Source organism: Pedobacter foliorum, assembly GCF_013266735.1.
In the GTDB taxonomy this organism is placed as follows: domain Bacteria; phylum Bacteroidota; class Bacteroidia; order Sphingobacteriales; family Sphingobacteriaceae; genus Pedobacter; species Pedobacter foliorum.
On sequence record NZ_JABSNU010000006.1, the window covers coordinates 76,886 to 100,318 of the forward strand.

Genomic DNA, 23,433 nt, shown 5'->3' on the forward strand with positions numbered 1-23,433 from the left:
TTAATTATTTAATACTTCAGCATACCTCACCGCACTTAATTGCACCAGCAAATCTGCAGCAGTCTCGGTTCCACCAGCTTCTTCAAAAGAAGCCCTCATTTTTTGCGCTGCTTCTTTAAAATCACTATTGTTTAAAATCTCCTCAACAGCTTCTTTTAGATGTTTTGACTTGAATCGATTGAAATTCAACCTCAATCCAGCCCCTACTCTAACCACCCTGCCAGCAACATGCGACTGGTCATATGCAATAGGCACTACCACCATTGGCAAACCATTAGTTAAAGTTTCACAAACAGTATTGTGGCCTCCATGACAAACTACTGCATCTAAATGAGGCAATAATTCTAATTGAGGAACATTGCGTTGAACGATAAAATTCTGAGGCCATTCTTCAAACAATGATGGTTCAGAAACTACTACTACAGTTAAAGGTTCGTCAGCAAAGGCTTCAATTACCTTAGCAAAAAAGCTCTTCTTGTGCTCATGATCAAAAGTAGTCCCAATACTGACCAATACTTTTGGCTGTTCGCTCTGTTCTAGTTTTAGCCAATCGAAGGCAGTTTGCCCGGCTCTTTTATGGATAACAGGACCAACAAACTGATAGTTAGAGGGCAACTCCATTTCTCCAAAAAATGCTTTCGAAGTCAAAACCATTGTTAACAAATCTGAACAAGCAATAGAATTTTCGCTTTGAATACCCAATTCCTTTTGAAGGGTTACAATCTGATTTACTTCCCATTCATGAATCTTAGGCAGTTCATCCATAACCTTAATCGCAGCAGGTGCCGTAACAGAAGTTGCATAAGGAATGTTTTTATTAACAGCAGCTATAGCTCCGGCAAACATCTGATGGTCTGTAATTATCAGATCTGGCTTAAACTCATCTAGTAAAGTCAGAATCCCCTCATAGCTATGCCTGTTCAAAGGAATCAACACCTCCTCATAAAGGAATTTTATACTATCGATACCATAAACAATCTTCTTGGTAATGATGTCGAGATATTTCTCGCTATCCTGCTTTTGCTGATCACTTTCATCGTACTCGATCAGCAGCAGTTGTCCACCTTCAGGTAAACGTAAAGCCAAAGATTTATCCAGACTAATCCAGGCTACTTCATGCCCGCGACGCAACAAAACTGCACCGATACTTAATGTAGGATTAATGTGCCCAGTTAAAGGCGGGACTATAAAAACGAATTTAGCCATTATTAAAAAATGTTTCCATGATATTACCAACACTTACCGGCTCCTGAATCGGAATATTGTGGTCGCCGTTTACCTCAAGCAAAGCCGCGCCTCTTATCTTTGTTTTCAATTTTTTACCTGCCCCCAAACAATTCGACTGCGAACCATACAGCAACAAAGTGTCCTGTTCGATATCAGAAATCTCAGCAGCACTAAAAAACTCTTTTTCAAGAATCATATCGCTCTTTATGCTGGTTTCGTGAAAAAGATATTCGTACATACGATGATTACGTTCCATCTGTCGTTTACCCATTTTCACCTTTGTAGTATCAGTAAAATTGGTTACATAATGTTCCAAAAACTCTCTGCTATAATCATCAATGATATCCCTTGTCTTATCATCATTAGGATCTGGCGCTTCTATAACAGCAAGCTTTTTTACCTTTTCGGGAAAACGTAGTGCCATTTTTAAAGCAATAAGTCCACCAAAGCTATATCCTGCCAGATGTACCTTATTAATCCTTAAACTATCCATCAAGCTCACCAGATCATCAGTCATGCTGTTAAGATCGTACCCCTTTGCTATTCTTTCACTCAATCCATGGCTTTTAAGATCATACATCACCACATGAAAGTGCTTAGCCAAAATGGGGGCAATATTAAAATAGTAAATAGAAAGGTTACTAAACATTCCATGAACGAGCAGCACCGTTTCTGCAGCTCCCTTGTTTAGTTCTTGAATGTGCACCCCTCTGTTATTTACCTCTATTACTGGCATTCCTCTATATAATTAACAATCGTACCTAAATTCAGATTGATAAGCTGATCAAGATCCATGTTGGACAACCATCCTGTAAAGTCTATCTGCTCACCAAAATGTGCTTTAATTTTCTCAGAAAAGGATACAATTTCAATACTATCCATCTCAAGATCTTTAGTAAAAGAGCTTTCCATGGTGATATCCATTTCTTCTACAAATTCTTCACCTATCACCTCAGTAATAAATTGTTTCATAAGATCAAAGATCTCGTTGCTATTCAGTTTTGCTGTCGATACTACTGCGTCCATCCGATTATATAATTTTTATGTTTTATAGTTTTTATGAATATGTCGTTAATTCTTAATTCTTCTCCTCTAATCTCCTGTATGGTATATGCTTTCGGATTGCCCATTAATCCCTTTCCAAGATATTTCCCATAAGCCTCCTTTGCCACCCAAAAACGGGTTGACCATTCTGCATTGTCCTTATCAGCCAATAAAGCTTTTTCTTCTTCAGAGAAAACAAGATCACCAAATCCTTCACTACGTTCCTCAATCCTTTCTATGTCAATACCCACAGAGCGATCATACTGGGCAATACCCACCGCATCAGTTCCTTTATGAGCAATAGAAACATGTATACCATCTGTCATGCTACCATGAGGATAAGGTTTTCTGAATTCGTCAGATCTGATTTCAAAAGCAATTGGATAATATGCTTCCTGTTTGGTCTTGTTTAGCAAATTGCGGACTGCATCTTTTACAGCCACTCTGCTAATCATCCATTCTTTACGCTTATTCGGCAATAAAGAATTATGATGCTTTTTCTCATCCTGATTGAAATAGCGTTTCAAGATAAAGTCCCAGGAAACAACCCTGCTATAAGCATTATGGAACATGAATACACCCGGTGCAATCTCTTCAGAAAGTCTGTTGTGTAATGGCGACATGGATACACTCCACAAAGCATCATCAATTTCCAATCTTCTGTTTTGCCAGCCAGTTATTATTGCCCAGATCTTACCACCTCTTTTCATCACAAAATCTGCCGTAGCAAATTCATCATTCAAATCAGTGAGCACACAAGTACATTCAAAGCTTCCTTTCTGATCTTTAAAATCACCAAAAAACTCTATCTCCTGTATTTTTACCGGGAAAGCGATACGATCCTTTGTCAGTGTAAGTTGTAGCCATAAGCCAAAAAGTTGTCCGGCATTATCTAAAAGCGATCCCTTTCCTGCATCACCTTCAATGATACCCGTTATACCCTTCTCGCCAACTGCAATTAATTTCTTTATACCCTGGTAGCCCGGACCATGAAACATATGTCCATCATAAATCTGCTCAGTTGTTCTATCGATATCTAAAAGCTTACCTACATCAAAACTCCTCAAAGGAGCATCAGCAAGTTTGCCTGTTAGCAGTACTTCTGCATTTGCAAATCGTTCCAGATTCAGGTATACCAGTTGCTGACTTTTCCACTCTCCGACAACCGTTTCTACAAATGGCTTTGCAACATTCATCCATTGAAACACTTTAATGTTCAAGATCTTTTGCACCTGTTCTTCAGGCGACTGTTCCGCTGCAATTTCAGCGAACATTTCAAAGATCATTGTCATGGGAATTACCGGATCCATATCATCAACACAATGCCATCCCTTAGGTTGTCTAAGTAATGAGTGGTCTACCAGATATGGGCAATTATCTAAGCTAACATCCAGTTTTTTAGAAAACGGAACTCGTTGCCCAGAAGTCCTCACTACCTGAGCAGGAGCATTTACAGTTTGAGCAGGATATGTTGTCTGCACCGAAGGGAAGGCCCCGTTCCCAGAAACTCCATTCTTAAACAATTGAAGTAATTCAGATTGAATATCAATCATCTCTTCAACATTCTCATTAAATGCTTTCATTAAAGGGTGAGCAGCAACATCCTCTAAAATCACTTCTTTACGGTAAGCACTCTGTTTTACGGCCAGTGCTTTAATCCCTTCAATATTATTAATGATAGGTAAACCAAGTTGAAGAACCATGCCTTTTCTAGAGACAACATTCTTCTTCTCATAGCCCATAAACTGCATTCCCGCTTCTTTACCTTCTATAAACAATGCAGCAAGCACACGCTGAAGCTGCGCAATACCAGAACGTATCGGCACATTTGAAGATACTGTACTGAAGTTTTTACCACGCAAAGTATCATCAATAAAACCAATCAAACCACCAGATCCAATTTGTACAAATACCCTTGCACCCTCATTATAAAGTCGCTCGGTTAGTTCACGAAAGCGAACCGGTTTTATCAAATGTTCTACACTTAATTGTCTTATTGCCTCAAAACCTTCTGGATAAAGCTCCAGTGTTGTAGCCGACCATAAAGGGAACTTCGTTTTCCTGAACTGCATATCTTTCATGCCGTCCAACATCACATCTAGCTTATCTGCCACAAAAGGCGAGTGAAAACCAGACTGAAAAGGCAATATCTGATGAAAGATCTGCTGAGTCCTTAATATTGGAACAAGTTCATCAAGCGCCGCATTGGTTCCGCAAAGAATAACCTGTTGCGGACAATTATCATTAGAAAGATATAACTGATCTATGTTTTCAATAATAGGTTGCAGCTTATCAATTCCACATCCTACGGCAATAAATTTGGAATCTTTTAACTCAAATGTTTCCGGATTGAGGTAATTCAACAATTGCATTACCGATGATTCTTCCGCTAATTCAGAAGATCTTGCGGCAAGCCATTCGCCTAAACTATGTCCTGCGTTCATATCCGGCAGCACACCTAGCTGTTTAATGGCAGTATCCAGAATACTACTTTTCTCCAGAATCTTCAAAGCCTCATCCAATAAACCACCAGAAACCGAGGCTTCTTTATGTGCAATATTAAAATGCTCGGCAACACTCAAAACCTCTCCTCCTGCTAAGCCATCAAGCCCCGGAAACACAAAAGCAACTTTACCGCCATTGCTTAAAAGAGGCTTATTAGTATACCATATATCTTGCTTATTTCGCCATGGATTGTCTTTCCCTGCAATTTTAAGCGCTTTCTTTATTCTTTCAGGAGTTGGATCAAACACCGCAATGCGATATTGTCCTTCACCAGGGTCTTTATCATTGGCTTCCAAAGCGCTTAGCAAAGCCTCGTGACTATGGCGGGCAATTAATAATACCTCATCAGTTTTAGCATTCGCTGAAACAGAATTAGTTTCTGGTTTATTCGCTCCATACCCCTCAAGTACCACATGTGCGTTTATACCTCCAAAACCAAAGGCATTTACGCCTGCAATTCTTGGCAAGCCTGAAGCTTCCCAATCTTGAGCATCTTGAACTGCTTTAAATCTTGTTTCTTTTAATTGTGCCAAAGGCACTTCACAATGTAATGTTGGCGGAATAATACCATGATACAATGCCAATGATGTTTTTATCAACCCGGCAATACCTGAGGCAGGCATCGCGTGGCCTATGTTAGACTTTACAGTACCTATCCCCGCCTTTGGCAATGAAGCATCATTACCAAAAAACTGTAATAAGGTCTCTATTTCAGTTTTATCACCCAATGGAGTACCGGTACCATGCGCCTCAATATATCCTATATCTTTTAAATCGACACCTGCATTTTCCCATGCTTGGGTAATCGCTTTAATCTGTCCTTTTACTGAAGGGCTCATTACACTAGTACCACTCCCATCACTGCTAACACCAATACCTTTTAGTACTGAGTAAATCCTGTCACCATCAGCAATTGCATCTTCTAGTCGTTTTAATACTACAAACCCGCAGCCTTCTCCAATAAGTAACCCATCTGCCCCTTCATCAAAAGGAGCGATCTTTCCTTTTCTGGACAATGCACCTAGTTGAGTAAAAATACTCCAAAATGCTGCATTCTGACCAACATGAACGCCTCCTGCAATAACCATATTGCAGCGGTTACTATTCAGTTCCTGCACCGCATGATCAATTGCAATAAGAGAACTGGCACAAGCAGCATCTAAAGTATAAGCTACACCACCAAGATTCAATCTGTTAGCAACTAAAGAAGCCACCAGGTTAGGAATAAGCCCCATTGCAGTATCAGCACCAAAACGGCCTTTACGAAGTTGAAACTCTTTCTTTACCTTATCTATTTCTTCATCGCCCAGATGTGGCAAAAGGTCTTTTAATACGCTCGCAATCTGCTCTCCTGTTCTAACAATTTCTATTGCACGCGTAGCTCCCGGCCCGGCATAGTTACCTTTACCTATAATGATGCCGGTTTTATCAAGAGAAACATTCTTTTCAAATACTCCGGCATCTTCCAATGCTTTTTGCACCAGACTAAGCGTTAGCAAATGATCCGGCTCAGTACCTTCAACTGCTACCGGGAGTATCCCAAAATTTGCAGGATCAAACTCCACTTCCGGGATAAAACCACCGCGATTACAATAAAAACGATCTACGCCAGATGAACCCTTTTCAAAATGTACCTGATCAATTCTATTCGCAGGAACAACCTGCGTAGAATCTACCTTATTAATTATATTTTGCCAGAATGTCTCCACATCACCCGCACCCGGGAAAATGCAAGACATTCCTACTACAGCTACATCTGTTTTTTTCATAATGCCCTCCGGCTACCAGTTACTTCCTGCCATGATGAGTACCTGACTCTCATTTCCGTATTTAACTTCATTTACAAAGGTTTCCATACCATCCTTCAATGGTATCATCGAAATACCTCTGCGTTCATATTCTTTTTCAAGTGTTGATGAAACCATTCCGGCACCTTTCCAAGGCCCCCAGTTTATCGCCATCACCTTACCTTTTATTTTTGCGTTTAATGCCCAGGCATATCTGTCCATTACACTGTTTGCTGCAGCATAATCTGTTTGTCCACGATTTCCGTAAACGGAAGCGATGCTCGAGAAGAAAATTACAAACTGAGTTTCAGGTCTTAGTTGCTCTGCAAGCACACGTAAAGGCGTTACCTTAGTTTCAAAAACCCTCTTGAATGATTCCACTGTTTTACCATGAAACAATTTATCCTCCAACAAACCGGCACCATGAACTACCCCATCTATCCTTCCGTAAGCTGCATAAACATCTGCGATAAATTTGCTTAAGCCTTCCTCATCACGCAAGTCAAGCGAAGCATAGGATACAACAGAGCCTTCTTTTTCAAGTGAAGTAATAGTTTCCAGAATCTGATTGTTTTTATAAATTCGACTCGTTTCCTTTTCTATTTCTGAAGGTTTTTTAATCTCACCCTGTTTGATTAGGTAAGCTCTAATCTCTTCTGTGGTTTTCATAGCAGCAAACTGCTCCAATCCATTAGTTCGTGGATCAGGAGAACGACCGACCAAAATATATCTGCAAGGATATTCTTTTGCAAAATGCGTTGTTAACTTAGCAGTAATACCCTGTGCACCCCCAAGAACCAACACCACAGCATCTTTACTCAATTGAATATGAGAATCAGATAACTCTGTCACCAATTGTGAAGGAATAAGTTCAAGCGTTTGCCTTTGAGCTCCATCATATATAACCTCAGATGGTACATCAGGATTCAGAATCTCATTTAAGGTAATCACAGCAATTTCCTCTGCAGAAGATTTTGTTGTTAAACTAACAATCCTGCATTTGGTGTTTTCGTATTCCTTGTCTAAACTTTTAAACAAGCCAGAATAACCTTGAAAATGCCTTAACATTGCAGTATCTGCTTCATTATTCATATGACCTTTGGTATCCGAAATCAAATACACCCATTTCATCTCCTCAAAGTTCAACTCCTTAATCATTGCAATATTGTCAATAATAGTAGCCTTATCCGGCGAGGCAAACATGTTCAGCATGATTAAACCTTTATAGCCTGTTAAGCTATCTTTAGCAGAAACAATATCTACAGTTGCACCTTGCGCCTCAAACAATTCTTTAATAGCTCCCGCTTGTAAACCGGCATCATCAGTTACTGCAAAACGAATTCCTTTTAAGGCCGAAGTATCTTTATTTACAAGCTCTGAAGGCGTAAGCTCAAAGCGAAGTCTTGACAAAGCCTCATCATAGCTGTTAGCACTCTCTTGAATAATCTTTTTAGCTTCTGTAACAGTTTCTGCACTTTCAGATTCTATTTCAGAAATCCAATTTACCAGACCATTAAGCGTTTTAATCGCTGCAAGTTTTTCCATTAAATCATCGCCGCTATCCTCACCTTTACTAAAGCCTATCTTTACTTTCAGCTCGCCAATGATTTCCATACGCTTAATAGAATCTATACTTAAATCCGCTTCCAGATCAAGATCCATACCTAGCATATCCTGAGGATAGCCGGTTTTGTCACTAACCACCGAAAGTATAGCTGATTTAATATCGGCAAGTGTAAATTTCACATTGCTTACTGCTACGTTTACATCTAATGCTTCAACCTCCTCCGCAACCGGCACTGCTGACGCTGTATTTTCATTAATCCAGTTTACTAAACCATTTAGGGTTTTAATACCTGCAAGTTGCTCCATAAAAGCATCTTCGTTTTTATCAGCATTACTAAAACCGCCCAGTTCTGTGCGCAAAGAGCCAATAATCTCCATACGTTTAATAGAATCGATGCTTAAATCGGCCTCTAAATCCATTTCCATTCCAAGCATTTCCTGAGGATAACCAGTTTTATCACTTACAATACTCATTAAAACTGCTTTAACATCAATTTTTACGGCTACCGATTTTACAGGAGCGGCAACTGCCGACTGAACCGCAACTACTTGTGGTGAAGCTGCAATCTGTACACTTGATGTAGGTTGCACTACGGCTGGTGCAGGAACATACATTTGCTGAGGCATTTGCATGTTAGGCGACTGCTGAGCTAAAAACGTTAACATTACATCACGTTGTGCCTGAATCATCATTTTCATGCTGTTCAGATACTCCTGCATCATTTGTTCGGCCCCATTTGAGGGTGCATTTATATATTCTGTTTTCAATTCTGTTCCTTTTAGTTTAATTGGCTGTACTATTGGCAACGCTCCGTTAGCAGGTAGTTTTCCTACCGATGGAATAGCGTGCTGCCCATTTACATACCAAACTGTTTTACTCCTTTTGTACTGTCCCGGTTCATCAAGATTTAAAAGCTTACCATTACGTCCTTCAAACAATTTTTCCAATTTAACATCACGTCCTGTCGCCATATAGGTAGCAATTGTACAAAGGAGGTGTGTAATCTTATTATGGCTATTGTCCTCTGCGTAAAGCAAAAGTTCATCTCTGCCTAAACATGCTTTTGCAAGAGCAGTCAATACCTTCCCAGGCCCAACCTCAATAAATATTCTTGCCCCATCCTGGTACATCTGTTCTACCTGCTCAACAAATTTCACAGGTTTCACAAGGTGATCGGTAAGTCTTTCCTTTACGGCCTCAGCTCCTGTAGGATAAAGAGCCGCAGTGGTATTAGACCAAACCGGCAGGTTCAGGTTAGTAAATTCAACCTCATCAAGTACATTTTTATAAAGTGCCTTTGATTTGGCAACCAACGGGCTGTGGAAAGCACAAGCAACTTCCAGCGGTCTGAAAGAAATTTTAGCAGTCTTAAGTACCTCAGCCAGGTTTTTAATTGCCGGAGTTGTACCCGCAATTACCAATTGAGTGGGCGAATTATAGTTTACAGCATAAACATCCTTCATTCCATCAATCACCTTAAATATCTCGTCTTCCTTACTCGTTACCGCAATCATAGCTCCGGTATCTTCACCTTCTACAGCATCCAGAATAGCTTTAGCACGTTGTTCACTTAAAAACACCAGTTGATCTTCATCAAAAGCACCTGCAAAACACAAAGCAGGTAACTCACCATAACTATGCCCGGCAACCATATCAGGCTCAATACCTAAATCCTTGAGGAAATTGGCAATTGCCAGATCAACAATACCCAATAGCGGCTGTGCCATACGGGTATCCTTAATTCTTTCTTTTTGCGCTTTTAAAGAAGCCTCATCAAATACGGTATTAGGGAAAAGAACTTGCTCATATTCAATCTGGTTCTTTAACAGTTTGCGCATAGCAGGGAAAATCACAAATAGATCTCTAGCCATATTAATACGCTGACTGCCCTGACCAGGGAACATAAACGCAACCTTACCTTCTCTCTTTTTAGTGATGTAAGTATCTTTACTTTCAACACCTGACAAAGCCAAATCAATCTTCATGATCAGGTCTTCAACCCTGTCAGCTACAATACTTAATTGTATCTGTTTAGTGTTTCCAAGCGCCAAACTGAAGGCAATATCTTTTAAATCTATGTTGTCATTTTCATCCAGTAAAGCCTTTACATTGCTCAATTGCTTTTTGGCCTCATCATAAGTATCACCTCTAAAAACGAAAAGCTCAGATGGCAATGAAGTTAATGCCGGAGCCCGCTCAGAAACTTTATGATCACTTTCAATAACCGCATGGAAGTTAGTACCTCCAAAACCAAAAGCACTTACACCTGCATAACGCTTATCTTCCATCCAAAGGCCAGCTTCAGTATGGAAAGCAAAAGGACTTGTACTACTATTATAATAACTGTTCGGCTTTTTTAAATTAATGGTGGGTGGCTTTACCCCATGGTAAACAGACAGCGCGGCTTTTATTAAACCAGCTAAACCGGCAGCACATTTCGTATGTCCGATCTGAGTTTTTACTGATCCGAGGTGAGTTTGATTAGCCCTTGCGCCCGATTCATTTAACATATCAGTTAACGCACTAAGCTCAGTTCTATCACCTACTACTGTACCCGTTCCATGAGCTTCAACTAACCCAAGAACTGACGGCGAGATACCAGCCTGGCCATACGCACGTTCAAGTGCCCTAACCTGACCCGATTTACGCGGGGCAGTTAAACCAAGACTCTTGCCATCACTAGAACCACCTATCCCCTGAATTACAGCATAAACCCTATCTCCATCTCTCAAAGCATCTTCATGCCTTTTCAACACTACCATAGCAACACCTTCACCCAATGCAATACCATCTGCCTCAGCATCAAAGGTTGCACATCTTCCCTTGCGGGATAAAGCATGTGTGCTAGAGAACATCAGGAAGTCGTTGATGCCATTGTGTAAGTCGGCACCACCGGCAAGTACCATATCTGATTTTTCAAGAAACAATTCCTGACAAGCCAAATCAATAGCTGCTAAAGATGAGGCACATGCCGCATCTACAGTATAATTACGCCCACCAAGGTTTAACCTGTTGGTAATACGTCCTGAAATCACATTCGCTAAAATCCCAGGGAAAGAATCTTCTGTTGTTTTCGGCAACAGTTCATCCAACTCAGCTGGCATTTCGCCAAACACCTGCTTAAAAAACCCTCTGAAACTGTAGCTGTTCGCAAGGTCATTTCCACCTTCAGCACCAATAATTACAGATACATTCTCTGCATTAAAGCTGCCATCTTTATAGCCGGCATTCTCCATTGCCTGTTTGGCCACCATTAAACTCAATAACTGAGTTGGTTCAATTGCAGCTAACGACTGTGGAGGAATACCATATTCCAGTGGATCGAAATCAATTTTAGGAATAAAACCGCCCCACTTAGAGTGAGACATGTCCTTATCTGTTGATTCCGGATTATAATACAGCTCTTTATTCCAGCGCTCATCAGGCACCTCAGTAACCGAATCATTGCCTAAAATAATGTTACGCCAGTATTCTTCAATATTTTTTGCTCCCGGAAAAATACAAGCCATACCTACGATGGCTACATTTAACGATTTTTCTTTAGCCTCAGGAATTGCAGACAACTCTGCATTTTCAATATATTTATAGTTGCCCTCAGCAACATCCTTATGTAAATCTAAAACAGAAACAACCTCATTACGCATTGCCGCTATCTGGCCAATCATGTACATACCAAGATGTAACTGATCCTTTTCAGCAATTGTCACCAACTTATCACCCTGGCGTTCAATCCCTTTTGCAGCAATACGAAGACGACCAACATTTAGGCCTTCCAGTTTTGCCCAGATTTCTTTTTTATCTACACCCTCTTTCTGAAGCTTTTCTTTTTCTTCATTAAAAAAGGCTGCAAATGGAGAATTTAAGCATCTGGTTTCATGACCCGGCGCTGTTTCAAGCAACACTGTATCGTTAGATGCCATAGCTTGCTCCTGAAATTTATCCTGGATAGCGCCTGTAGCAACTGCTTCTTTAGTATATAAATAAGAAGTCCCCATTAACACCCCAACCTTTACACCTTTTGCCGCCAGTGGCGCCGCCATTACAGCAATAAATGCAGTAGATAAAGCATCATGGATTCCTCCCGCAAAAAACACACTGATCTGTTCCGGCTGGTCTTCTTTTAATAGTCGCTCAATTTGCTTCTCCCAAAGCACCATGCTCGACAATGGACCGACGTGCCCACCACATTCTCTTCCCTCAAAAACAAAACGTTTGGCACCTTCCTTTAAAAACATATCCAAAAGAGATACCGATGGCACATGAAGAAAAGTTTTAATGCCTAACTTTTCAAGCGGTTTAGCTTGCGATGGTCGGCCACCTGCAATTAATACCACAGGAGGCATTTCTTGTTTTATATACTCCAGCTGCTCATCGCGCAGCTCTTGAGGAGCAAAACCCAATATACCAACACCCCAGGTTTTATTTCCGGCAAGTTTTTTTGTTTCACTAATCAGTTCCTTTGCACGATCACCTTTCAGCAGTGATAATGCCACAAAAGGCAATGCCCCTGCCTCAGCAACCGCATTGGCAAAAGGTGCTACATCACTAACCCTTGTCATTGGCCCCTGTGCAATAGGATAAGTAATATTTAAATCCTTAGCCAAAGCATTACCAGGACTAATCACATTGATTGATTTAGCCTGATTAAGGTGACCGTAAACAGCTTCCTGTATGCCAAATACTAGCTTATCTAATTTTTTATAACGATTTACAAGATCTAATGAAATAGAGATGTCTTGTCCCATTGGGAGGAACGATTTCTCCAAATCAAAACCATTGAAATAGGGTTCAAGGTCTTTTTCTGTAGCATTATCAACAAGCACAGGTGAATTTGGGCGTACCAATACACGACAATTCCCAATAAGTCTGGTCTCATTACCGCTTAGTTTTTCGCAAGCTTGCTTTATGACTGTCGGCACACTGCATTCAGGAAACAATGCAAGCTGACTATCTAACACAATTCCTGTTGCACCCGAAGCAATTAAAGCAGCAGCGGTATGTACACCAACTCCACCCTGTACATATATATCTATATTTTTAACTTCTTTAGCAATGCGCTGAAATAATACATACGAAGATTCGTAAGCTACCTTTCCGGCACCTTCATTACCTTTTACGATGATACCATCAGCACCTTCTGCCTGGGCTTTTTTAGCCTCTTCAACGCTGCAAACCTGATAAAACAGTTTTACCTGCTTTTTTCTGGTGATTTGTATTCCGTAAGGTAAGATGATCATTGTTACCTGTTCAGGTAAAATGATATCCTTAAAATCGTCCGAAATCAGGCACACACCAAATCCTTTCGAACATTTGTTTGACAACTGCTCTAATGCATCAGCAGCTACGGCTTTATCTCTTCCGAGGTGAAGCACAGGAAATGCCTTCGCATTTGACACCGCATGAGCAAGATTTACATCAGGCCGTTCAAATGGAGTTATTCCAATAATTATGGGAGTTTTCATGTTGTTGAGGGATGATTAGGGTTCAACTTCGAGTATTCATTGAATATCAGTTAAGATATTCTACAGAAGCAGGATTTTTATACAGAAAAACACCATGATTTTATTCAAAGTAGCTCTATATCAAGAAAATTATGCGTTTTCAACTAAATATTTCAACAACATTTTAAAAAACACATTGAAAAGCTATAATCCTACGCTCTTGTATGCCCAAAACTACAACTATAAAGAATCAATACCTCCAAAACAACAAAAATGAACAAAAAGAATAAATGCAAAAAAGGCCAAATAAATGCATTTGAAGCGATAATTTAACAAACCTTTAACTCCCAGATTAAACCTGACAATAAAGACAATAAAAGTTCGTTTTGGCCGGTGCTTAACTAAGGATTTAAGCCTTTATTTTCAAATAAATTCAACGAAACACAAGTTCTTAATATAAGTCGCGTTATTAATGCACTAATGTATTTGCATTTTAAGATATAATTAATACCTTTTGTGCACATAACAAATGAACTAAATTTTATAAAACTCAAATGAAAATTACAAAAACACTTTCGCTCCTTGCAGTTATCGGACTTTTATCAATCACGATGTATTCGTGCAAAACAAAAAAAGTAATAGCGAAACCAACTCCGGCTCCAGTAGAGAAGCCAGCACCTGTTGAAGAAAAACCAGCACCTGCCCCGGCACCGGAACCTGAAAAACCAGCTCCAGCACCGGAACCTGATTTTAACTTCAAAAACATCCAGTTTGAATTCAACTCTGATGTTCTAAAAACGGCTTCTTTCCCGATTTTAGATAAAGCAGTTGCAGAAATCAAAAAAGACCCAACAGCTAAATTTGTTTTGAATGGTCACTCTTCAGCAGAAGGAAGCCCGGCAAGAAACATGTCGTTGTCAGTTGACAGAGCAAACTCTGTAAAATCATACCTTGTTAATGCAGGTTTAAATGGCGCAAACTTTACAGTTAAAGGTTATGGAGAAAGTCAGCCAGTATCTTCAAATGATACCGAAGCTGGAAGAATGTTAAATAGAAGGGTTGAAATTAAAGCTAATTAATAACCCCATTAAAATTTAAAAAAGGAGGGAATATCTTGCCAAAATCAGCTGATTAATCAAACTTAATCTGCTCCGGTCCATCAACTTTGGATATATGACAAGCACAATTCCCTCCTTTTACTTTTATTATTACCGACTTAGTTTGAGCACCTAGCGTTCCGCTAACTTTAATCTCATCCCCAGTTTCTGAAAGTTTTTTAATATAGTTATCGTTAACTACTCTATATATACCTGCCTCAGAATTAATATCACCACCAGAAGCAATGCTTAGCGTATCGTTGGTTCTTTGATTTACGCCACTGTATTTTTCAACAGCCACCCCTTCTCCATTCTTGTTTACAAACTTCACAATTACCGTTGCAAAGCTTTCATCGCAAATTTTATCCTCACAATTTGAATTATCCGTTTTGCTACATGCTGTTAGTAATATCATCCCGATTCCCAAAAGAGGAATAATTGTTTTCTTGATCATAAACGACTATTTTACCCTTAAACGTTAAAAGTAATCAAAACGCTACCGGCAAAATTTGTGATTATTATTCCCAACTATAATATGTAGGACTCTTAAAGGAGTTTCATAGGACTTTCGTAGGACTACAGTCTAACAAGGCCCAATTTTAATTCCCAACAAACTCACATGTTATTCCTTTTTGCCTCAAGCTCAGAAAAGATTCATTTATCGATTCGCATAGCTTCAATTTCCAACATATATTTGGTCAAAGCATCTTGATAGGTAAGTTTTGCATGCTCAGGATCTGCTAGGAACATCTTAAAATCTTCGAGATCATTTACAGTAAACCCCATTCTTACAAACAGTTCTTTATCTGTATCCCACTCATCCAAATTCACCTTTTTCGCTTTCATAGTCCTATAAAGCAGCATGCCCTTCGCGAAATCTTTATAAGATTCGGTTTCCCTAAACGTAGTTAACATTTCGATCAATGTCCTATAGGTAGCAGGCTTTCCTAGCCTTGCCTGATCCAGCATTAAAGCCCCCAATATTGGTCCTTTAAAAAACGTACTGTCAATGCTATCAAAATTACCACAATGCTTTAAGATTTGTATATCTCTCTTAAGCATCACATCCTGCTCCGCAGTTTTATGTTTTACAAAATAGGGCTCAGTATCAAGTATTTGCTCACAATCTATTTTATCTTGCTGAGCAAAAGAAGAAGAATTTAAAGACGCCACTAAAAGAGGCACAAGTAGAAAAAAGACAGATAATTTCATAAGGCACAACAAAGTTAAGTAACTCCGCCATACTCCCAACACAAAATGATCGTTGTAATTGTTAAATCTTAGAGATCACTGACCAGGAGAGAATTATTGAGTTCTAAAGACACGCCGATTTTTTCTCCATAAATTTGGGGATGAGAAGCGCAATGTTTTTTTTCCTTATCTTACGATCTAATTTATTACAGCAATTATAAATGAGTACAAAACCTTCTATATGGCAGCGCATGGGCATTCAGGATTGGTTCTTAACCAATAATGGAAGCACATCATCGGGCAAGTCGAAACCGCTTACACCTAACCTGGTTTACAAATATATTATTGAAGAATTTCGCAAATCCATTGCAGAATTGTCATTTGCAGAACGCATAGTTTTTTATCATGAATTTATTGTGTGTCTTAACCCGGATGACTATCGTGAATTTATAGACAATAAAAAAGGTATTCTTGGCTTGATATCACAGGAGTCTGTAAACAACTTCTACCAAATACTTAACAAGCAAGCTGAAGACGGTAAAAAGGTTGAACCCTCGAGTAATAAATGGGTATTCAGGTTTGTGTCTCATCCAGATTACAAACCGGGCGACATTAGTTTTATTGGAAAACTATTGCCAGACAGCCAGCAAAAGGAAGAGAACCTCAGGGTTACTTTTATACCGCGTCAAACCGGCCTGGCGCAAACATTTGACATCAATAATGACATCCTTAAAGACTTCATTTTTTATAGTGAAGGTTATTATGAGATCCCTTATGTTGACATCCAGAAGCCTGAAGATAAAACACCAAGTGATAGTCAGAGAGTTGTTTTGGCACGCTTCGAAACTACCATACCAGATAAAGCTTACTCTGGTCAGAAATTAGAATATCTGATGAAAGCAGATGATATTGTGGTTTCGGGCAACGAAGAAACGAGAGAAGAAAGCAATGTATTCAAAATCCCATCCGAATGGGTAAATACGCCTCATTTAAAAATAAGGTACAACAGAGCTGAAGATAAATTCTACCTTGCTTCTTTTGGTGAAAAAACAATCCTAAATGAAAATCTGATTGAAAGAAGTGATATAAACGGACCTAAATGGTCAGAATTACCGGTTAATTCTCGGATTATATTAAATGGAATTATTGGTGTTAACATATTTAAGTCTTAATATATGTCGCACATCTTATCTATAGCGTTATTCATCATATGCATCATTTTATTGATTGCACATTTTAGAGACATAAAAAATTCGCCCAAGTAAAATGGATAGAAATTATTTTGGACTAACCGATACAGGAAAAGTAAGGGATAATAATGAGGATACCTTTATTGCCGAAACAACGGCAACAAACGACCTTGTTATTGCCTGTGTTATAGATGGCGTTGGAGGTTATTCTGGAGGAGAAATCGCTTCTGGGATTGCCAGACAGTCAATTTTGCGACATCTGAACAGCGAACGAAAAGATTTATCTGTGCTGATGAAGGATGCCATTATTGCCGCTGACGAACAAATTATGATCGAAAAGCAAAAGGTAAAGGAACATGAAAATATGGCCTGCGTACTTACTTTAACGGTCATCGATCTTCAAAAAAACCAGCTGCATTATGCTCATGTTGGCGACACCAGATTATATCTTCTACGCGATGGATCATTGGTTAAAATATCAAAAGATCAATCTTTTGTAGGCTTTATGGAAGATAGCGGTCGACTTACTGAAGAGCAGGCTATGAGCCATCCCAAGCGTAATGAGATTAATAAAGCTTTAGGTTTTGGCGCAAAAATAGCAGCACAGGACGATTACATTGAAACCGGCCAATCTCCTTTCCTACCCGGCGATCTATTGTTACTATGTAGCGATGGGTTATCTGACATGGTTAACAAACAAGGGATTACCGATATTCTAATTAAGAAAACCACTTTACAAGAGAAAGCGACTGAGTTGATACAAGCCGCTAACAATAATGGCGGACGAGATAACATCACTGTTGTATTGGTTCAAAACAACAAGCAATCACTGGTACACGAGGCTACGAAACCGGCGGTAAAAATGGAAAAACCAAAACCTGCTGTTAATCATCAGGCGCTTGCAACATCTCCTATAGCAAAAGACATTGCGATACAGAGAGATCTCTCGCCTACTGTAATTCCTGTTGCCCATAAAAAGAACACAAGCTTGGTTGCTTTATTATCTGCATTGTGTTTAATTCTGTTAGCATTCTCGCTTTATATGCTTTGGCAAAACCACATTCGTGCGAACTCTATAAAACAACAAAAGCTTTCAGCATTACAGCCGATTCGTAATGCTCAGGAAACGAAACTTCAGGACACGATTAATAAACTGATTGGAAACACGCTGATTATCTCAGATTCGCTATTCAAATCGCCAATTATATTGAATGAGGATATCCATTTCAATAAGGATACGCTTTTTATAATTGCCAAAACTCCTATTATTATCAGAAGTGATTCTGCATATAAAGGAAGCGCAGTTTCCATTAAACCCATCAGTAAATATGTGTATTTAGAGAACATTACATTTGAGAACTTTCCTACGGCCATATTATCGCAAAACAATGTGTTGCAGCTAAAAAATGTACAGTTCAACAACTGTATTAAATCCATAGAAACTACTTACACGTTGCCTCCAAATAAGTACATCAACGGAAAAATACCTGCCACTACTTTTAAAATAGATTCTTTACCAACAACTGTAACTCACTAGTATGGAGAGCAGGAAAATAGAGCGTATTTTTATTATACTGATATCCATCGTATTAGGATCATTATTCTTTACGCTTTTTAATACTTTACAAAATAACTTTTCAGATGTGGATACCCGTTTAAACAATGGGACCATGATGAATCTGAATGAGAAAAACCCGGGTGAGCAGATAAGGACACTACTTGAAAAGGGTTATTATTTTGAAGACAAGAAGGATGTTAACCTGATAGCTCAAACTGTAGCAAAAGGGGTTAAATCTTTTAAAGAGCCTCTGGACAATGTTGGAGAGCTCAATAAAAGCAAGTTCTTTGTTGAGGCAGATTATGCTTTTACCGTAGGTGGGCAAAACTTTAAGAAACGTGTTAGTGACTCGAGAGCGTTACTTGGATATACAGGAGAGGATTCTTTACGCTTTACTCAGGAAAAAAACCACCCTCCTCAGCTACCCTCTCAAACCGACCTTAAACTCGGCGTTCATAGCATATCAGGCAATATTATAGACACTGCAGGCAAGAATGTATCGGGCGTTCTGATTAAATTGCAAATGATACTGCCTCAGGATAGCGCATACATTGATGATGAAGTAGAAGTAAAATCAGCAGGATTAACCGCATACGCACGAACAGATGCCAACGGAAAGTTTGCATTTTTAAACCTCCCGGAAGACAAAGCTTTTGAGTTGTTACCACTAAAACCCGGCTTTCAATTCGGGAGATCACAAGGTATACAAGAGCTTCAAAAAGATGCCTCATTCACATTTAAACAAACACAACATACCATAAGGCTATTTTCGGCCAGAGACTTTAAGATTTTAAAGAAAGAAAAATCATTAATCGTACGAACGCCCGTTGAGTTTAATAAATGGTTTTGGATCATTACAGGAAGCTTTTTCGCTGGTTTTTTAATATTGCATTTTCTATTAAGTGTTAAATTCACTCAAGCTGACCAGCTGATTTTACCCATCATTATGCTGATGACGGGACTGTCATTTATTGCCCTCCTCAGTTTACAAGACCCGTTAAGAGATCGCTTTTTAGCTAAGGATACACTTGTTTTCTTTGGAATGGGCATTCTCACCATAATAATACTGATGCTGGTTAAATTCCGGAAATTTAATGTCGACTCCAGATTTTACAGAATGCTGGTGCTCAATAAAAACTCTGGGAAAGCCAACGGATGGCAATGGGCAGGATTAGCTTTGGCGCTACTTGCCTTAACAATCGTTTTTGGTAGCGGCCCTGAGGGGAGCGGTGTAAAAGTTAACCTATTTGGTGTTCAACCCAGTGAAATTGTAAAATATGCTATTATTTTATTCCTTGCAGGCTTTTTTGCCAGTAATGAACGCTTTATCACCGAGTACCGCAGCTGGCAAAAAAGATGGTACTTCTTCTCTTTTGCTTTGGTTGCAATGGGCATTGCTATTCTGATGTACCTGATTCTTGGTGATTTGGGCCCTGCAATGGTGGTATGCTTTACATTTATCATTCTATTCTCTTTCTCACGAGGGGATTTTATGATGATGCTTATCGCCATCATTACTTATACATTAGCAGTTTGGTTTTTAAACATCTGGATAGCCAGTCTAATAACTGTAGGAGTGATTGGACTAACGATGTTCTTTAATAAAAAACAGACCAGTGAATCGGCAATAATGGTAATCATGATTATCGCAGGTTTTTTATTGATAGATCAGGTTCCATATCTTGATAAACTTATCCCCGGCCCTGTTAACCGACTTACCGAGCGTAAATCTATATGGCAAGACCCATGGAATAATGAGGTTTATGGTGGAGACCAGGTAGCAAATGGTATATGGGCAATGTCGGGTGGTGGCTTAACCGGTCAGGGTGTTGGCGAAGGTTACGCTAAAACAATACCAGAGGCCCATACCGATATGATATTACCTGCCATTGGCGAAGAATTTGGTTGGACTGGCATTGTGAGCATATTCGTGCTATTCCTCATTTTCCTGAACAGGTCAATAATTATAGGCCGACAAACGGGCACTCCATTTCTATTTTACCTCTGTGCGGGTATTGGCATAAGTATGTTTGTTCAATTCCTGCTCATTGCGGGAGGTTCCACAGGAGCCTTACCCCTATCTGGAGTGGCTTTACCTTTTATCAGCTATGGAGGTTCATCACTGGTAGCCAATATGATGGCAGCAGGCATTTTACTTTCGGTTTCTTTAATTAGAGGAACCAAGGTGCAAATGGACTTCATCACCAAACAACAGGACAAGAATTTGGTACCGGCTCTTTTATCGGCCAGTATTGCAGTTCTTCTTTTAACTGTAACGATATCAAAATATATTGCCAACAATAAGAAATGGGTGGTACAGCCATCACTTGTTGCTGATAAAAGTGGTTCGCGTATGTTTAGCTACAACCCTCGTATTGCTATTCTCATGAATAAACTAGAGGCAGGCCAGTTGTATGATAGAAAAGGGAGAATCCTTGCAACAAGTAACCCTGATTTGATAAGAAAACAGGAAGATACATTAAGAACCTCAGGCATTGACTACAACCTTGATTCGGCAATGCATAAAAGAGTTGACCGATATTACCCTTTTGAGGAGCAAACTTTTTTCTGGGTAGGCGATGCAAATACAGGAGTATTTAACGGCAGTACCAACGGCTATTTTGCCGAGTACGAGCATGCGGCAGAGCTTAGGGGTTTCCATACACCGATTACCTCTTTCAATACAAAGGCAAACAAATACAGGGAAGATCGTTTTCTGCCAAGGGGTGTAAAAGAGATGACGGTAAGCAAAAGAGACTATGCTGCGCTAGCACCTTTATTACTCGCAGGGATTAACAGTACTGAAGTTGCATCTTTCAAAAAAAGAAACAGGGATGTAAAACTAACTATAGATGCGCGTTTACAATCAACCATACAGCATTCTGTCGCATTGGATACCTCAGTGAGAAAAAGCAGAGTATCGGTTGTCATCATGGAAGATTTGACAGGAGATGTACTTGCATCATCTGTTTACCCCTTGCCTCCGACTAAGGATTGGGAGCTTTTAAACATGACCACCAACGAGCAGAATAAACTGGCGGGATGGTATACCAATGCCGATCTTGGATTTACTTATGCCACGCAACCTGGTTCCACTGCAAAAGTTTTAACAGCAATGGCTGCCTTCAACAAACTAGGTATAAATGCGGCAAAAAGATCGTTTACGGTAAGCTCTTTTGAACGGATAAGAACCAAAGGTATTGAACCTGATGAAACAGGAAATATTAATCTGGAACGTGCAATTGTAAACTCAAACAACGTTTATTTTATTAAATTAGCTAATGAGGAGCATTTGCAGGAAGACATGGCTGCACTATATATGAAAACCGGGATGTTCCTTAGAGGTGTAGGTGGTTATTACTTTGATAAAGACACCAATAATACCAAACAGGAGAACAAATGGATGGATCTTTGGCGTAAAACTGAGTTTAATACCAAACCAAAATATGACCCTTCAAATATCCGTCGCACCAGAGCTAAAGGTATTTCGGGAATGGCCTGGGGGCAGGGTGAGCTAATTGCAACTCCGGCATCTGTAGCAAGATTGATATCGGGTGTAGCCAATAAAGGCACATTAGTTGCTAATCGTTATGTTTTAAAGATCAGCGATTCGACTACTTCTGTTAATCCGGGTATTAAATTGGCCAATGATCCGCAATATGCGGCCTTGCTTACAGATTATATGCTAAAGCAAAGCGCTAATAAACGATATACTTTAGGTATTACTGTAGCCGGGAAAACAGGGACACCTGAAAGGATCTGGAAAAAGGAACGAATTAATGATGGCTGGTATGTATTCTTTGCACCAAAGAAATCAGGACCCGGACATATTGTTGTTTGTATACGCATTGAATCAACCAGAGGCTCTAGCAGAGCTGTTCAACTTGCAGGAAAACATGTAGTCCCAGCATTATTGAGCCTTGGATATATTAAAGATTTTAAGCAGGAGCCTGTTAAGGTTATTGCAAAAGAAAACATAGAAGTTAAAAAAGACAGCATCAACTAGTATAAAGAAAGGATATAAAATATGTTTAACCTATTTAATAAAAATGCCTCCGAAAAGCCTCAAGATGTAAAAGCCATCAGAGAGGCTATACTTGTTTTCATAAAACAGGAACTCCAAAAAATGGAAGGCGGAGAAGGAAAACATATTAAAGGTTTCCAGCTATACATTGCCTGTATGCCGGTAGAAAAATTCATGTACGAATCGGCCGTTTTTGCTGAAGAGGAGGATCACTTTAAAAATGAAGTGCAAAGGATAGCAGATGATTTTGCTATCGACCTACCTCATACCTGGACAATGGAAACAGTTTTTATTGATGAATTGCCTCCGCAGTCTATTAAAATGGCTAACCTGGAAGTAGCACTTCATATAAAAACACCTGAACATGCTGCTGTGCAAAAATCAGGAACTGCATACATCAGAATTTTAAATGGGGAGGCTGAAAAAGTAGAATATGTTCTTAGTTCTGCAGATGGTAAGATTAATATTGGTCGCGAAAAACAAGCTCAGGATAGTGATGGCTTCATTAGGATCAATAACATTGCCTTTCCCAATGCCAGTACCAACGATTGCAACAAATATATCAGCAGGCAACATGCGCATATTGAATGGAATAATGACAATGCAGCTTTCATGCTATTTGCTGATGAAGGTGGTGTTCCTCCGCGAAATAAGGTAAAAATAAGATCCATCAAAGATCATAATTCCGTAAAACTTACGTTCACTGAACTTGGGCATGCCTTACACGAAGGAGATCAAATAATTTTAGGAGAATCGGCTGTTTTAGAATTCAGTTATCACTCAAACCAGTAATTAATAAAAC

At 39.4% G+C, this 23,433-nt stretch carries 12 protein-coding genes; 5 read left to right on the forward strand and 7 right to left on the reverse strand.

The window, feature by feature from the left end; genetic code table 11:
* Genes HQN83_RS13475 through HQN83_RS13495 form a run of 5 tightly spaced genes read right to left on the reverse strand, consistent with a single transcriptional unit; the run spans position 1 to position 13,592 of the window.
* Positions 1-1,206: a glycosyltransferase gene (locus HQN83_RS13475; RefSeq protein ID WP_173090881.1), complete on the reverse strand. Its 1,206-nt coding sequence runs from the start codon at positions 1,204-1,206 to the stop codon at positions 1-3.
* Positions 1,199-1,963, reverse strand: coding sequence for an alpha/beta fold hydrolase (locus HQN83_RS13480; protein ID WP_173090882.1), 765 nt, complete (start codon positions 1,961-1,963; stop codon positions 1,199-1,201). Before HQN83_RS13480 ends, HQN83_RS13475 begins: the two co-directional genes overlap by 8 nt.
* Complete coding sequence (locus HQN83_RS13485; protein ID WP_048907178.1) at positions 1,954-2,253, reverse strand: acyl carrier protein; 300 nt, start codon at positions 2,251-2,253, stop codon at positions 1,954-1,956. The genes HQN83_RS13480 and HQN83_RS13485 overlap by 10 nt, the downstream gene beginning before the upstream one ends.
* Positions 2,241-6,545, reverse strand: a complete 4,305-nt coding sequence (locus HQN83_RS13490) for a type I polyketide synthase (protein ID WP_173090883.1) — start codon at positions 6,543-6,545, stop codon at positions 2,241-2,243. The genes HQN83_RS13485 and HQN83_RS13490 overlap by 13 nt, the downstream gene beginning before the upstream one ends.
* Before the next feature lie 12 nt (positions 6,546-6,557).
* Positions 6,558-13,592: a type I polyketide synthase gene (locus HQN83_RS13495; protein WP_173090884.1), complete on the reverse strand. Its 7,035-nt coding sequence runs from the start codon at positions 13,590-13,592 to the stop codon at positions 6,558-6,560.
* 533 nt (positions 13,593-14,125) lie between these two features.
* Between HQN83_RS13495 and HQN83_RS13500 the strand changes: the two genes are divergently transcribed.
* Positions 14,126-14,650 carry an OmpA family protein gene (locus HQN83_RS13500; RefSeq protein WP_173090885.1) on the forward strand — a complete coding sequence of 175 codons (525 nt, stop codon included), beginning with the start codon at positions 14,126-14,128 and terminating at the stop codon, positions 14,648-14,650.
* A gap of 52 nt (positions 14,651-14,702) precedes the next feature.
* On the opposite strand, the gene HQN83_RS13505 is transcribed toward HQN83_RS13500, so the two are convergent.
* Together HQN83_RS13505 and HQN83_RS13510 are read right to left on the reverse strand one after the other, a co-directional pair.
* The gene (locus HQN83_RS13505; protein ID WP_173090886.1) at positions 14,703-15,122 is read right to left on the reverse strand and encodes a hypothetical protein; all 420 of its coding nucleotides are present in this window, start codon (positions 15,120-15,122) and stop codon (positions 14,703-14,705) included.
* Positions 15,123-15,322: 200 nt separating this feature from the next.
* Positions 15,323-15,880: a hypothetical protein gene (locus HQN83_RS13510; protein ID WP_173090887.1), complete on the reverse strand. Its 558-nt coding sequence runs from the start codon at positions 15,878-15,880 to the stop codon at positions 15,323-15,325.
* Positions 15,881-16,080: 200 nt separating this feature from the next.
* Here HQN83_RS13510 and HQN83_RS13515 point away from each other — a divergent pair, with 200 nt between their 5' ends.
* The 4 genes from HQN83_RS13515 (at position 16,081) to HQN83_RS13530 (ending at position 23,423) form a co-directional block, all read left to right on the forward strand.
* Complete coding sequence (locus HQN83_RS13515; protein ID WP_173090888.1) at positions 16,081-17,031, forward strand: hypothetical protein; 951 nt, start codon at positions 16,081-16,083, stop codon at positions 17,029-17,031.
* Positions 17,032-17,125: 94 nt separating this feature from the next.
* A complete protein-coding gene (locus HQN83_RS13520) occupies positions 17,126-18,586 on the forward strand; it encodes a PP2C family protein-serine/threonine phosphatase (RefSeq protein ID WP_173090889.1) in 1,461 nt (486 codons plus the stop codon).
* Position 18,587: 1 nt separating this feature from the next.
* Entirely contained in the window at positions 18,588-22,613 is a 4,026-nt protein-coding gene (locus HQN83_RS13525; RefSeq protein WP_173090890.1) for an FtsW/RodA/SpoVE family cell cycle protein, read from the forward strand.
* A 21-nt stretch (positions 22,614-22,634) separates the two neighbouring features.
* Complete coding sequence (locus tag HQN83_RS13530; RefSeq protein WP_173090891.1) at positions 22,635-23,423, forward strand: FHA domain-containing protein; 789 nt, start codon at positions 22,635-22,637, stop codon at positions 23,421-23,423.
* Positions 23,424-23,433: the final 10 nt, after the last annotated feature.